The organism is Dyadobacter sp. (assembly GCF_017744695.1).
Taxonomy (GTDB): domain Bacteria; phylum Bacteroidota; class Bacteroidia; order Cytophagales; family Spirosomataceae; genus Dyadobacter.
This window is the reverse complement of record NZ_JAGIAS010000011.1, coordinates 244,658-259,095: the sequence shown is the minus strand read 5'-3', so window position 1 is coordinate 259,095 and position 14,438 is coordinate 244,658. Positions and strand designations below refer to the sequence as shown.

Sequence of the window (14,438 nt, the reverse complement as noted above, 5' to 3'; positions counted from 1 at the left end):
ACCCGCAAACCGAAAGCTCATGGACAAGTATCTATGGCTCATTCCCGCCCTTCCGCTCGGCGGATTTCTGATCCTCGCATTGGCAGGGAGACAGCTTTCCCGCCCAATGGTGGCCATTGTCGGAGCGGGCAGCATCTGCCTTTCCGCATTGGTTACCTTCGCCGTCGGCAGCGCATTTCTGGCCGGCATGCCGGCGAACCCTGTATACACTCAGACATTGTGGACATGGTTCGAGGTGGGTGGGTTTAGTGCGAAGATTACCCTCACGCTCGATGTCCTTTCCCTGGTTTTCGTATTTGTCATCACATTTATCGGTGCGCTGATCCACATCTATTCCACCGCATTTATGGAGGAGGACAGGGATTATGCCCGTTTTTTTGCCAGCATGAACCTGTTTGTGTTCTCGATGCTGGTATTGGTACTGGCCGACAATCTCTTGCTGATGTACCTGGGTTGGGAGGGGGTGGGGCTTTGCAGCTACTTGCTGATCGGCTTCTGGTACGAACAATCTGCCAATGGCAATGCGGCCCGTAAGGCATTTACCGTCACGCGGATCGGCGATGCGGCGATGGCTATCGGGCTGTTTATGGTTTTCCAGCAGGCCGGTACCCTTGTTATTTCCGACATTGGGGCCAATGCTTCTGCAATCTGGCAAGTCAATGGTACCATCGTTACGGTCACAGCGCTGTTGCTGCTGGCCGGAGGGCTTGGTAAGTCGGCCCAGCTTCCTTTGCAAACCTGGCTGCCGGACGCTATGGCGGGGCCTTCACCCGTGAGCGCGCTCATACACGCGGCTACGATGGTGACCGCAGGCGTGTACCTGGTGGCGCGTATGCACGCGATCTTCGCCCTTTCCGAAACCGCCCGCCTCGTTATCGCCGTTATCGGGGCGGCGACTTTGCTGCTCGCGGGCCTCACCGCGCTTACCCAGTACGACATCAAGCGGGTACTGGCTTATTCGACCATCAGCCAGATCGGCTATATGTTCCTCGCGCTGGGTGTGGGGGCGTGGACGGCCGCGATATTCCATTTTATGATCCATGCGTTTTTTAAAGCATTACTTTTCCTCGCTGCGGGGGCCATCATCGAATCCCTTCATCATGAACACAATATGTTTAAAATGGGTGGGTTAAAGGACAAAATGCCGGTCGTATTCTGGACTTTCCTGGCAGGTGCCGTGTCCCTGGCCGCAGTCCCGCTGGTTAGCGCCGGGTTTTACAGCAAGGACCAGATCCTGTGGTACTCCTGGTCGGCTAATGGTGGCGGGCCGTTGCTATGGGCTGTGGCCCTGTCCGGGGCATTGATCACGGCAGCCTACACCACCCGGATGATGATCCTGACCTTCTGGGGAGACTCGTATACGCCGGTCGGACATTTGCCGGGCAAGCGCATGACGATGCCACTCGTGGTGCTCGCAGTGTTCTCAATTTTCGCCGGTTTTATTGAGTTGCCGCATAATTTCGGACATTTAACGCTTTTTTCGGATTTGTTGCATCCGGTACTGCCGGAGACGATCATGCGGGATAACGTTCCTTCTGAATGGCTGTTTCAGCTATTAGCGGCACTGGCTACCCTGGGCGGCATATTTCTCGGATACCATTATTATTACCAGCAACCTGCACGCGTCGAAAGCCTCCGCCATAACGCCCTGCTGGCGAGCCTTCACCGCTTCTGGTTCTCGGGCTGGGGATTTGATGCGCTGTACGATAAAATGCTCGTGAAACCATTCATTTTTATATCCAAAATCAATAAGTCGGATATAACCGACAAGCTGTACACCGGCATAGCTGCCGCGACGGACGAAATGTACAAGCTGCTTGCAAGAACGCAATCCGGCTCGCTCCGGTGGTATATCATGGGTCTGGTAGTTGGTGCAATTCTCATCCTGGGTATTCAGATAATGCTATGATGCTGGTTCTTTTGATCACGGTTTTAATGGTCGGCGCCGTTGCCGCAGCGGTTGCCGGGGAGTGGAACAGGCACCTTCCGCGATGGATTGCATTGATGGCCAGTGCCGCGGGATTGTTGCTGGTCATACTTCTTTGGGCCACCACCTCGCCGCATTCGGTGACAGACCGGCAATGGCTGATGGACTACCGCAAGGAGTGGATCCCTTCCTTTGGCATAACCTTTCACCTGGCGGTCGATGGGCTGAGCCTGCTTTTGCTCGCATTGACATTTTTCCTCGGCGTATTGGCCGTGCTCTGTTCCTGGGATGAAATCCGGGAGAGAACCGGTTTTTACTACTTCAATCTGCTCTGGATCCTGGCCGGTGTGGCCGGGGTGTTTATGGCCCTGGACATGTTCCTGTTCTATTTTTTCTGGGAGGTAATGCTCATCCCGATGTACTTTCTGATTGGTATATGGGGAAGCGAAAACAGGGTATATGCGGCTTATAAATTCTTCATTTTTACACAGGCGAGCGGCTTGCTGATGTTCCTGGCCATATTGGGCCTGTATTTCATCCACGGTCGCGATACGGGCGTTTACACATTCGGTTATTTTGAGCTGGCCGAAACCGTCATACCATTCCAAACGGCTTTCTGGCTGATGCTGGGCTTCATGATCGCGTTCGCCGTCAAGCTGCCGGTGTTCCCGTTCCATACTTGGCTGCCCGATGCGCACGGGGAGGCGCCCACGGCAGGAAGTCTCATTCTGGCCGGATTGCTCCTGAAAACAGGGGCCTATGGTATGCTGCGGTTTGTGGTCCCCATGTTCCCCGAAGTAGTGGCGGACGTAGCGCTCCCGGCCATGGTACTGGGCGTGGCGGGGATTATTTATGGGGCGGTAATGGCCTATTCGCAGACGGATTTGAAACGGCTGGTCGCATTCACGAGCGTCAGCCACATGGGCTTTGTAATCACAGGGATTTTTGCATTGAATGAACTGGCATTGCAAGGGGTGGTCATGCAACTGGTTACGCACGCCCTGAGTACCGGCGCGTTGTTTTTAACGGCAGGGATGATCAAGGAGCGCCTGCATACCCGTGATATTGAGCAAATGGGCGGACTCTGGGGGCCTATGCCTCAAATGGGCACCATCGGACTTGTGTTTGCCATGGCGTCGCTGGGGTTACCGGGCCTGGGAAACTTCGTGGCCGAGTTTCTGATCCTGCTCGGCGTTTTTCAGGCGCAGCCGTGGATTGCCGTAGCGGCCGTTTCCGGCCTGATATTCTCGGCGGTGTACTCCCTGCGCATCGTTGGAAAGATATTCCTGGGCCCCCGCAGGACATTGGAAGCTGTTCCCGATTTTTCATTCAGGGAAATGCTGATCATGGCGGCGCTCACGGTTTCGGTGGTCTGGCTCGGGCTGTTCCCGCAGCCGGTGATCGACACGGCAAAGCCAGCTATCACGGAGCTTATCCGGTTTATGGACGTTCATAGTACGGCCTCACACCATCAGTCTTATGTCAAACAATGATTTTTCCGCGCTGATGCCGCTCATGGTGCTGGCAGGCGCTTCGGTCCTGGTGATGTTGCTGATCGTGGCGCGGCTGAGCCACCGTGTTATCCAGCTTGTGAGCCTGCTGCTTTTCGCCATCGCATTCATTTCGCTGCTCAATATCCGTGAAATGCTTCCGTACGAAGTAGGTACATTGTTTATGATCGATAGCTTCGGCACTTTCATGACCGGGCTGATCATTTTTTCGGGATTAGTAGTCAATGTGTTTTCATACATCTATTTTCAGGAAAAAGAGGAGGGGCCGAGGGAGTATTACGTGCTGCTTTTCCTGTGTACGCTGGGCGCCTGCGTACTGGCGCTGAGTGAACATTTCGTATCCGTGTTTCTGGGACTTGAAATCCTTACCATAGGCTTGTACGCGCTCATCGCCTACCTGCGTACGCGAAACCATAGCATTGAAGCGGGGATCAAGTACCTGGTACTGGCGGCATTTTCGTCGGCGTTTCTGCTTTTTGGAATGGCCCTGGTGTATTTGCAAACAGGTACGATGTCGTTTGCCGGAATGGCCGGTGTGGTCGCGGCCGACAGTGTGCCGCCATTGCTGCTTACCGGGCTGGGGCTTATGCTTGTCGGACTGGGCTTTAAGTTGGCCGTGGTACCGTTTCACATGTGGACGGCCGATGTGTACCAGGGCGCGCCGGTGCCCGTGACGGCATTTATCGCCACGGCTTCAAAGGGTGGGGTAGTGGCTGCCATGCTCCGGTTCTTCATTGCGATCGATGGTTTCCGGTCGGAGCAGTTGCAGACGGTCCTGATCACGATCGCCATTGCTTCGATGGTGGCCGGTAACCTGCTGGCATTGAGGCAGAGAAATATCAAGCGGCTACTCGCCTATTCTTCTATCGCACACCTGGGGTATTTGCTGGTGGCATTCATTCCGGGAAGCGCTGTGGTGCCGCAGACGGTTAGTTTCTATTTGCTTGCTTACTTTATCACCACTTTCGCCGCATTCGGGGTGGTTACGATCTTGTCGGATTCGGAGTCGGATGCGGACGACCTGGTTCGTTACAAAGCATTATTCTGGAAGCATCCCGCATTGGCGACGATTCTGAGCGTTGCCATGTTTTCGCTGGCGGGTATCCCGCTCACCGCGGGTTTTACGGGGAAATTTTACGTGCTGACGACCGGCATCGGACAAGGGCTCTGGTTGCCGGCCGTTGTGTTGGTGCTGAGCAGTGTGGTCGGGCTGTACTACTATCTCCGGGTGGTTACGACCTTGTTCGCCGGTACCCGCGATTTGCTTCCCGATCCACCGGCCCGATACCCCGTCTTTTTGGGTATCAGCATGGCCGTCCTTTCCGTTCTCACTTTTGCCCTGATCTGGCTGGGCGTCTATCCCGATGGCGTGATTGGCGTCGTTCAGGGGCTGCAATTGAAATAGCCATGAAAAAAAGGCCTGTTCGTCAGATTGTTGTAACAAAATGAGAACAGGCCTTCCGTAAGTTACCTTAGCGGCGAACCGTTACTTTCAGGAATGTAGCGGGAATCGAAGTCTTGTTTTTGTCCGCGCTTTGATTCTGGCTTTCGAACAATACTTCCAGTTCCCGGTGAAGCTCGGCTTCTTTCCCGTTTTTTTCAGCCGCTTCAAATGCATTCATGGTCGGGCCGTAGTATTTCCTGAAAGTTTCAAGAAACGCAGCCGGAGGGACAGGCGTGCTGAATGTAAATGTATCCCTTTCGAAAGAGATGTTTTCCTTCGACGCGCCCGCAGCCACGAAGCGCTCGGTTACATTGTTTTCCACGCCCCAAAGCATCGGGCTGACAAAGCCTTCCGGCGGGGCGGGGGTATAGGCCGAGCTCACTTTCAGGATCTGGGCGACGAGCGTCGGATCGCCGGGAATCCAGTTGCCCATGACGATCTTGCCGCCGGGGCGCGTTACGCGATACATTTCCTTCGCCACGTCAAATGGCTGGGGTGCGAACATGGCACCGAAAATACTCACCACCACGTCGAAAGAATTGTCCCCGATGCCTTCCAGGTTGATCGCGTCGCCTTCCCGGAAAGTAATGTTGGTCAGTCCCTCGGCCTTTACCCGGGCGTTGCCGGCTTCGACGAGGTTTCTGGCGATATCTACACCCTGGACATGAGCGCCCAGTCGTGCGGCAGGGATGGCGGTGGTACCGTCGCCGCAGCCCAGGTCGAGGACTTCCTGGCCTTTTGTAATTCCTAATTTCGCTACCAGTGCAGAGCCGCTTTCGCGCATTGTTTCTGCCAGACGGGTGAAGTCACCCTTTTCCCAAAGTGCTTTGTTTGCATTCATTTTATTTTTCATTTTTAGATTAAACAGGTACTATTTTTATTCTGCTAAACGACTCGCTGATAATGAATCAATGAGAGGAAAAGCGCGAGAAGAATGGTCATTAATTTAAGCATTTTCATGGCTGGTGTTGTGCCGGATACTACCCGACATAGTTTACGGTTCGAACTTTAATTTGCCGATCACATTCTGCCCCACAATTTTTCCATGGAGCAGGCTAACCTCGCAGGTTTTGCGGAAGTGAATGCCGGCATATACCCTCGAAACCGCAGCCTCGGCGGCCGCTTCTTCAAACGAATTATAAGTCCTGGGCGCAAAACCGGGCAGGTTGTAAGGCTTATCCACATAATGGTAGTTTTGGCCAAAAATGTGGGTCAATACCTCCGCCGAAGCAGCCGACATGACCGAGTGGCCCGAGGGGTATTCCGGATGTGGCGGCGTGGCGAAGACCGTATTCCAGTCGGGATGGTTCATCACCGTGCGGATGTAGGTGATCGGGCGCATACCCTGGTACACGTATTTGCTTTTGCAAAGACTGATGGCTCCGTCGGACATGGCGATGCCCAGCTGGGTGAAGGCTTTGGCGGCCACGGCCAGCCCGGGTTTTTCGGCAGCCAGAACCTGGCTCAGAATGTTATGCCATGAATTGTCGGGCCAATACGTTGCGACAGTGCGCTGCTCCTGTGTGAGCGACTGCGAAATGGCATACAGCTCTTCCGCCTGCTTATAATATTCGGAAGCCGGATCTTCCGAATAGGGCGTCGGCGCACCTTGTTCGGCACCCGCGTCGCTGTTAGCCACGATCGTCCGCACCTTGCCCCAGTTGGACAGAATAGCCGGGGCGAATGCGGGTGGCGTGGGTTTCCAGTACGACGGTCCGCTGAGCGGCGTATACGGTGTGGCGTTATCATAGCCGTCGGTTTTGGACCATTCGAAAACCGCTGCCGCGATCTTCTTTCCAAAGTCGATGGAATTGGCCAGCACGTCGGGCTGCTGGTGCGCCTGGTACTTCGCCAGATTGGCTGCTTCCAATGAATCGACGCGGGCCAGCGTAGCGGCTGAGATACCCGGATGGATCACCCGGTTGATAGCTGCCATCGCCGCGTTGGCACTGGCCGGGAAGTAGTAGCGCAGCGAACCGGACGGCTGCGGCAATGCGGGCAGGCCGTTAAGCTGGGGTGCGATCGACTGGTAACCCGGCAGGCCAGGCTGCAAGGATTCCCATAATGTTACACCACTGTATGCCCACCTGCGAGCGGTTACGGGGGGCGAGGCGGGCGTCGCCTGCGCGATTTTCAGTTGCATGGTGAGCCACGATGTGACTACTTCGGCGGAAACAGGCTGTTCGGCCGGAATCTGGGGGCCGTCGTGATCGGTGCACGAGACCGTGAGCATTGTGCAGGCAAGCCATCCGATGGCCGATTGTCTGACGCGTTTGAATAATGTTAAATTTTTCATGTGATAATAGATGATTGAGGCTGCAAAGTTGCATTGCGGTCAGGGGTCAAAACTTGTAATGGCGAAGCATATCCAGGTAATTATGCATCACCGTGAGCGTCTGGAAAACGGCCGCTCGTAACTACCTGATTTTGCATCCCGCTTACAATCCGGGCCGGTTGGGCGCATTTAGTTTTGTCGCCGGTTGGTCCCAACCATTTTTATCCCATTCATTTACATTAAACAGCTATGAAAAACAATCACATTTTCCGCCTGTGCGGACGCATTCTCGCATTCGTTATGTTGATGGGCTCCCTGAACGCCTGCTCGGATCAAGATGACCATCCCAAACCGGTTACCACGCCTGCCGACCATATTATGCTCAGTGAAAATCTGACGATGCCGGCAGCATTTACACTTCCGCCCAATCCGAAAGGATATGAGCGGGTCGCTACCTATTTCGCTGTCGGGGTGCAGAAGTACAAGGCGCAGGTGAAGGAGGGCGCGGGGGCGGTTCAGTACCAGTGGGTTTTTGTGGCGCCGGAAGCGGAATTGTATGATGCGTCCAATGCGAAAATCGGACGCCATTATGCCGGCCCCACCTGGAAGCTGAATGGCCCGGGATACACGATTATGGGGCAGGCGTTCAGCCCCGCGAAAACCTATTCCAAAGATCCGAAGAGCATCGATTGGCTGCTGCTGGGCAACAAGGACGGGCAGGAGCCGACCGGTATTTTTCAGGGGGTGGGGTACATTTTCAGGATTGCCACAACGGGCGGGAGGGTCCCGGTAACGCCTCCGACCGGCCTGACCGATACGGCCAGCGTACCTTACACGGCCGTTTACCGGTTCGTCAAACGCATTCCCTGATTATTCTTCTTTTTGGGAAACCCTCGCGGCATATTCCGTGGGGGTTTCGCCGAATTCCTTTTTAAAGCTTTTGCTGAAATACGATTGGTCATTAAATCCCACCGCATAGCCGATCTGCGTGATCGTGTCGGCTTTTTGACGGATCATTTCAGCCGCTTTTTGAAGTCGCAGGTCGCGGATAAAATCGTTCGGGGCCAGGCCGGTGAGCGCTTTGAGCTTTCGCAACAGCTGGGTGCGGCTCAGGCTCATCTCATCCGCCATTTTCTCGACCGAGAACAGAACGTCTTCCATATTGGCTTCCACGATTGCCTTGGCTTTCATCAGAAACTTGTCATCGAGCGACATTTCTTCCGGGGACGTGACGTGTACCCGAATGCGTTCGCGGTAGCGCCCGGCCAGTTTTTTTCTAAGTTCGATCAGGTTCGCGACCCGGACCGTCAGTTCCTCCACGGAGAACGGCTTGGTGAGGTAATCGTCCGCGCCGGTTTTCAATCCGTCGATCCTTGATTCCTGGCCGCTTTTTGCCGTAAGCAGGATCACCGGGATATGGCTCGTCCGTTCGTCGGATTTGATGCCGGCCGTGAGCTCGATGCCGTCCATCCGGGGCATCATCAGGTCGCTGATGATAAGGCTCGGCAATACCTTGCGTGCGCATGCGAGCGCTTCCACGCCGTCGGGCGCCTTGAAAACGGTGTATTGGCCTTCGAGCAGGGACGCCATGTAGTCGCGCAATTCGGCATTATCCTCCACGATCAGTACTGTTTCCTGCATAGTCGCGCCGGCTGCCGCATGACGTTCTTGACTTCCTTCGTCTTTTGAAAGCGGCATGGCCGGGGCCTGCGCAGCCGGTTGGGTGGAAGATAATGTGTATTGATCGGGAGCATTTTCGATGATTTGGTCTGGCTTGTAACCTTCCCTGTCAATGGGTATTTGAATGGAGAAAACCGAGCCCTTGCCGATCTCGCTGTGGAGTGAGATATTTCCATTGTGCAGCTTGACGAGCTCTTTGGCGAATGCTAATCCCAGGCCTGTGCCGCCATCCTGGTTTTCGACGGTCTGCCTGGCTTGATAAAACGACTCAAACACCTTTTTCTGTTCTTCGGGTGCTATGCCGCGGCCCGTATCCGATACCGAAGCTTGGAGCACAGGCCTGCCACCCCGTTCGGTAATATGACCGGCAAACTTCACTGTGCCGCCCGGTGGCGTGAATTTGAATGCGTTGGAAAGAAGGTTGATGATCACTTTTTCGAGCTTGTCGGGATCGAACCAGAAAAGCCCCTCCGGTACTGTAATGTTTTTTTCAAAAGCAATTTCCTTATGCTGCGCCAGCGAGTCGAATGAGGAGGACAGCACACTCAGAAACTGGCGCAACTCGCCTTTTTGGACGTGAAGTTCCATTTTACCCGCTTCCAGTTTCGACAGGTTCAGCAATTGATTGACCAGTTCCAGCAACCGGTTGGCATAGCGCTTCATGAGCAGTAGTTTACCTTGTTCTTCGGGAGGCTTTCGGGCCAATTCCTCTTCAAGAGGCGCCAGAATGAGCGTTAGGGGCGTGCGGAACTCGTGAGAAATATTGGCAAAGAACCGCGACTTCATGCGGTCCATTTCTTTCAACTCTTCGGTTTGGAGCATGATTTTCTCGGTGCGCTCGCGGACGGTATTTTCCAGGACAAGTTTTTCCAGTTTCAGCTTTCTTTCACGGAACCGCACCAGCATGACGGCCATCCCTCCCAGCAACATGGCGTAAATGGCAAATGCCCACCACGTGCGGTACCATGGCGGCAAAATGGTAAAGGCCAACAGGTCGTCCTCTCCCGCATGGCCATATACGTCTTTGCCACGGACCCGGAATACATAGTTCCCCTCGGGCAGGTTGGTGAAGTCGACGAACGCCTCGCCCGACCACGGAGACCATTTGTCGTGGAAACCTTCGAGGAAATATTGAAACTGGTTTTTAGCCGAAAGATCATAGCTGGGCAATGCAAACTGAAACCGCAGCCGGTGACCGTAAGCCATTTCGGACGGGACGCCCCGGAAACTGACCGAAGAATCCTGGTCTATCGAAATCCGGCGGATCAGGGTCTTGAATGGCCTGGTGATACCCGTTTGGAGGTTTTTGTCAAAAAGTACCAGCCATTTGTTGGAACCAAAAACCATGAATCCGTCGCCATTGTCGTGTACTTTGGAAATAAGCGCTTCCGACAGCCGGCCCGACACCGGTAACCTTTGCAACCTGCCCTGTGCGTATTCGAAAACCTGGCTCTGGTAATTGTGGTAAAGTGTAAACCACATGGTACCGTCGCGGCCGGCGACTATTTCGTTGATCCACCCGCCCTTGTAGGACGCTACACCGGCGGTCAGTACCGAATCTACTTCAAAAGCACGCTTAGCAGGGTTAAAACGATGCATAGCCTCGTCGGTGGAAGCGTAAACCGTATTGCCAACCCTTTCCAACCAACGGATTTTATTGGACGATAGCCCGTTTTCCGGGCCATGGTGAATCAGTTTGAACGGCTCGGCCAATGAATGCCCTGCGCCTGGGGTTTGCCAGGCCATTTCATAGATCCCGTTTCGCCGGCTGTTGATGAAAATGGTGCCGTCCGCCCCGCGCGCGAAGCTTTCGGAATAAAACTTCATATCGTCGCGCCTGCCGCCCTGCACCCATTTGCCGTCTTTCCAAAGCAGCTCGGTAAGGCCGTTTCCTTCCAGGCCTACGAGTAAATGCGGCGGGACTTGTGCCGATCGGGCTTCCTCTACGCGTACTACATTTTCCTTGGCTATTTGCGACCGGCGACCGGTTTGGTCCAGCACAAAAACGCCGTCGTAATTGGATACAATCAGTTCGTTTCCAAAGGTCTGGCAATGCATGGTCAGGTTGTCGATGCCGGAGATTTTTTTGAAATGGAGCTTGGAAATATCCTGCGAAGGCGGGCTATTCAATTCGAAAAGTCCCTTGCTGTTGGTGGTAAAGAGTTTGTTGTTGAAAACCTCGATGTCCATGGGATTTTCGTCGATACCGTGATTTTCGTTGAGTACCCGCAACGGCGAGCTGATTTCCAGGCGGCTGATCCCATTGTCGGTAGCGAGCCACAAATCCTTTTCAGCATCCTCGAAAACGGCATACACGGCGTCGCTGGACAGCCCTTCTTTCCGGCAGATATTGTTACGGATGGTCCCGTTGCGTTGCATCAGGTAAAACCCGGACCCGGTGGTAGCCAGCGCATAATCTCCGCTGCTGAGCTGTGCGCTGTGGTACACCGCATCCTTGATCCTGACCCGTTGGCCGTCCTTCATCAACGGTGCCAGCGCTGCCCCGTCGTAAATGTAGAATTCCTTACTGAGGCCTGTTGCCAGCAGTTTTTTGCCCTCGAAAGGTAACAAGGTCGTGAGCCCCATTCCTTTAAATGCTTCGCCGCCTTTGACCAGTTTCAATGCATCCCGTTCCTTTCGGTACAAGCCCTTCCCGCTTACGCTCACGTACAGGACGTCGTTGACCAGCCAGGCAAAACCCAGCGTACCGATGTCGCTTTTCCATACTTTGAACTTCCCGCCGGTAAATTCGAGGATATGCAGATCGCAGACGAAATAAACAGAGCCCTTGTCGGCAAAAGTGAACCAGATATTTCCGAAGTTCCGGTCGGCGCTCCTGAGTTTATTTTTCAGCGAATGGAAAACCATTTTATTCTGGCTGTTTTCGGCCAGATAGCCCACTTCCCCTGAGCCGCCGACATAAATGCGCCCTTGGGCGTCCTTGGCGAGCGACCGTACGGGGTTACCCTCGCTGGTAGGTATGAGCTGCCATGTCACCCCGTCGTATTCGAGCACCCCCGAGTTATTCGCGGCATACATAATGCCATTATTGCCCTGTACCAGCGCCCAGTTCTGGAATGCTGCCTTGTATTCGTCCGTCGAATAGTTGGTAATGAATGGAAGGCTCTGCTGCCAGATTTTTGCAAGCGGAGAATCGGGCTTTTGTGCCGCTGCGTTCAGGCCCATGGCCAGGGCGAAAAGCAGGGTTATTTTTTTCATAGGTCGGGTAGTAAAGCCTGGCATGTCAGGAGCAAACCTACACGTGGTGAGTACGATACGTTGTGAATCAGGAAATAAAAGTATTGTATTTTGAAGGCAGGAGCAATGTTCAGGGGCGCGTTCAGGGGTGGAACTTAGTTAACGGGTCCTGGTGCTCCGATTGAATCTCAGACGGGCGTTCCCCAAAAGCCTCCACCCGCCGGCACGGATAGTTTTTTAGCAAATGTTTGATTTGATTTGTACATGTATAAGCTTTTGTTAACCACTATCCTGGCTTTGGTGTGCGGAGTTGCTTTTGCGCAGCTTCGGATGGAAATTGTGGCGTCTCCGCCGCTGATTTCCCCGTCGGCATCGCTTTTTCTCGCTTCGGATCTGAATAACTGGAGTCCGGGTGACCCGAACTACAAATTCAGGAAAGACCCGTCAGGAAAGTATTACATCGATATTCCGAAGGTACCGTCGAGATTTGAATACAAGATTACCCAGGGCAACTGGACGATGGTCGAGGGAGATTCTTCGGGAAGCCCGCTGGCCGACCGGGTTTACGACGCATCGAAAGAGGCCGATCCGCATTTGGTCAAAATCCGCATTGCCGGTTGGGAAAAGAAAATCGTATATACTTTCATTATCAATAAGCTCCCTGAAAACACGCCGCACGATGCGGAGATATTCATTTCGGGGAATTTCAATGACTGGGAGCCTGCGAACCCGCTTTACAAGGTGTACAAAAACGTGGACGGGACTTACCGGACCACCATTTACACGGATAAGGACCCGGTCGAATACAAGTTCACGCGCGGGAGCTGGCAATCCATCGAAGGGCGGGAGAGTGGCAAGGCACGCCCGAACCGGACGATCTACCGCGATTCGAAAGTCGATCACATGTCGATCAACATTGAGATAGATGGTTGGGAAGATCTTTCAGCATCGTTCCATTTCTATTCTTTGTACGACCTGCTGCTGCTGTTTTCGGTTTTTCAGGGTATTCTGTTGATCATCGCGATCCCATCCATGCAGAATTACAACCGGCCGGCCAACCGCTGGCTCGTGATTACGATCGGTGTGGCTTCGCTGATGATCCTGCTGCGGACGATCGGCGGGTACCGGGAGGCAGCGCAGGCATTCGGGAAAATCCTCCTCATGCCGGACTTCATCCTTTTCCTTTACGTTCCGGCATTCTATTTCTACCTGCAAAGGCTGCTTTTCAATCAATCGGTCAAGCCATTCAGGCAGGTGGTGCTTTTTTTACCGGTGTTGTTGCAGTGTTTTGTATACCTGCCGTTTTTCCTGATCAGCGACAGGGAACTGCACTTACTATTCCTGGTGCGCGACCGGAGCTTATTCGGGGTGTTTCTTGGCACGGGCCTGCTCGCCCTCGGCTGGAATACCTATTTCTGGTTTCTGTTCCGCAAGACCTTTCGTTTTTACAGAGAGCAGTACCAAAGCCATTTTTCGTATGAACAAAACCTGCATTACCTCAATACGGTGCTGTTTATCCAGGCGCTATGCCTGGGACTGTGGTACTTCCTTTTCGCGATGCTCGGCTTGGGCTATTGCTTTGATTTCGACGTGACCCAGATCGTCGAGGGGAGCGTGGACGCGATCTGGCTGGCTTTTTCCACCATTACCTATTTCGTGGGTTACTTTGCGATTCACCAGCCCGAAATCTTCAAAATATCGCCGCAGCCAAGATCGATTTTTGATGCCGGCGTGAGTGTGGAAGAAGAGGAAAGCCCGGAGAGCGTCGCCGACAAGAAACCGGAGCAGGCGGAGGATATTTCTGATCTTAAACGGCAGGTCGAGGAGTACATGGCCAAAGAAAAGCCTTTCACCAATCCGAAGTTGACCCTGAGCGAGCTGGCCGGCAAGCTGAAACTGTCGCAGCACACATTGTCGAGGGTGATTAACGACGGCTTCGAAAAGAACTTCTTCGACTTCATCAACTCCTACCGGATCGAGGATTTCAAAAAACGGGTCGATAACCCGAAATTCAAAAACTACACGCTGCTGAGCATTGCCTACGAGGTGGGTTTCAATTCCAAAACGGCATTCAACCGGTCGTTCAAAAAAATCACCGGGCAGACCCCGCGCGACTACTATAATGCGAGCCGTCCGGAGGAATAATTGACTTTTTTGGGTTTAAATTATCAGGAAAATAAGTGCCATTTTATAAAGTGGAGCTCGTAATGGTGTATTTAATGTATTGGAAATGAATTATTTATAATGTATTAGGCCCCTGTTTTCAAAAAAATCACTGAAAACGGGAAGTGGAACGACAGCGGGTTCGAAAGGGGATAGTTTTGCCAGGAAATATTTCGATAAATAATTGGATTTATCCGATTGGCGTCTCGAAATGTTCGAAAGCAATCAATCACATTTTAT

Annotated in this window: 8 protein-coding genes; 5 read left to right on the top strand and 3 right to left on the bottom strand. The window is 53.4% G+C overall.

Features of this window, described 5'->3' with window-relative positions:
• The first annotated feature begins 19 nt into the window (after window positions 1-19).
• The 3 genes from nuoL to J7619_RS30310 are packed head-to-tail and all read left to right on the top strand — an operon-like array spanning window position 20 to window position 4,843.
• Window positions 20-1,909, top strand: a complete 1,890-nt coding sequence (gene nuoL / locus J7619_RS30320; RefSeq protein ID WP_291208108.1) for an NADH-quinone oxidoreductase subunit L — start codon at window positions 20-22, stop codon at window positions 1,907-1,909.
• A complete protein-coding gene (locus J7619_RS30315) occupies window positions 1,906-3,420 on the top strand; it encodes a NuoM family protein (protein WP_291208106.1) in 1,515 nt (504 codons plus the stop codon). The genes nuoL and J7619_RS30315 overlap by 4 nt, the downstream gene beginning before the upstream one ends.
• Window positions 3,407-4,843: an NADH-quinone oxidoreductase subunit N gene (locus J7619_RS30310; RefSeq protein WP_291208104.1), complete on the top strand. Its 1,437-nt coding sequence runs from the start codon at window positions 3,407-3,409 to the stop codon at window positions 4,841-4,843. Before J7619_RS30315 ends, J7619_RS30310 begins: the two co-directional genes overlap by 14 nt.
• Before the next feature lie 67 nt (window positions 4,844-4,910).
• Here the strand turns inward: J7619_RS30310 and J7619_RS30305 are convergent, their stop codons facing one another.
• Both J7619_RS30305 and J7619_RS30300 read right to left on the bottom strand, forming a co-directional pair.
• Window positions 4,911-5,750: a class I SAM-dependent methyltransferase gene (locus J7619_RS30305; RefSeq protein ID WP_291208172.1), complete on the bottom strand. Its 840-nt coding sequence runs from the start codon at window positions 5,748-5,750 to the stop codon at window positions 4,911-4,913.
• 126 nt (window positions 5,751-5,876) lie between these two features.
• Window positions 5,877-7,178 carry a vanadium-dependent haloperoxidase gene (locus tag J7619_RS30300; protein ID WP_291208102.1) on the bottom strand — a complete coding sequence of 434 codons (1,302 nt, stop codon included), beginning with the start codon at window positions 7,176-7,178 and terminating at the stop codon, window positions 5,877-5,879.
• Window positions 7,179-7,406: 228 nt separating this feature from the next.
• Here J7619_RS30300 and J7619_RS30295 point away from each other — a divergent pair, with 228 nt between their 5' ends.
• Entirely contained in the window at window positions 7,407-8,027 is a 621-nt protein-coding gene (locus J7619_RS30295) for a DUF3455 domain-containing protein (protein ID WP_291208100.1), read from the top strand.
• Here the strand turns inward: J7619_RS30295 and J7619_RS30290 are convergent, their stop codons facing one another.
• The gene (locus J7619_RS30290) at window positions 8,028-12,056 is read right to left on the bottom strand and encodes a hybrid sensor histidine kinase/response regulator transcription factor (RefSeq protein ID WP_291208098.1); all 4,029 of its coding nucleotides are present in this window, start codon (window positions 12,054-12,056) and stop codon (window positions 8,028-8,030) included.
• A gap of 243 nt (window positions 12,057-12,299) precedes the next feature.
• Between J7619_RS30290 and J7619_RS30285 the strand changes: the two genes are divergently transcribed.
• The gene (locus tag J7619_RS30285; RefSeq protein WP_291208096.1) at window positions 12,300-14,180 is read left to right on the top strand and encodes a helix-turn-helix domain-containing protein; all 1,881 of its coding nucleotides are present in this window, start codon (window positions 12,300-12,302) and stop codon (window positions 14,178-14,180) included.
• Window positions 14,181-14,438: the final 258 nt, after the last annotated feature.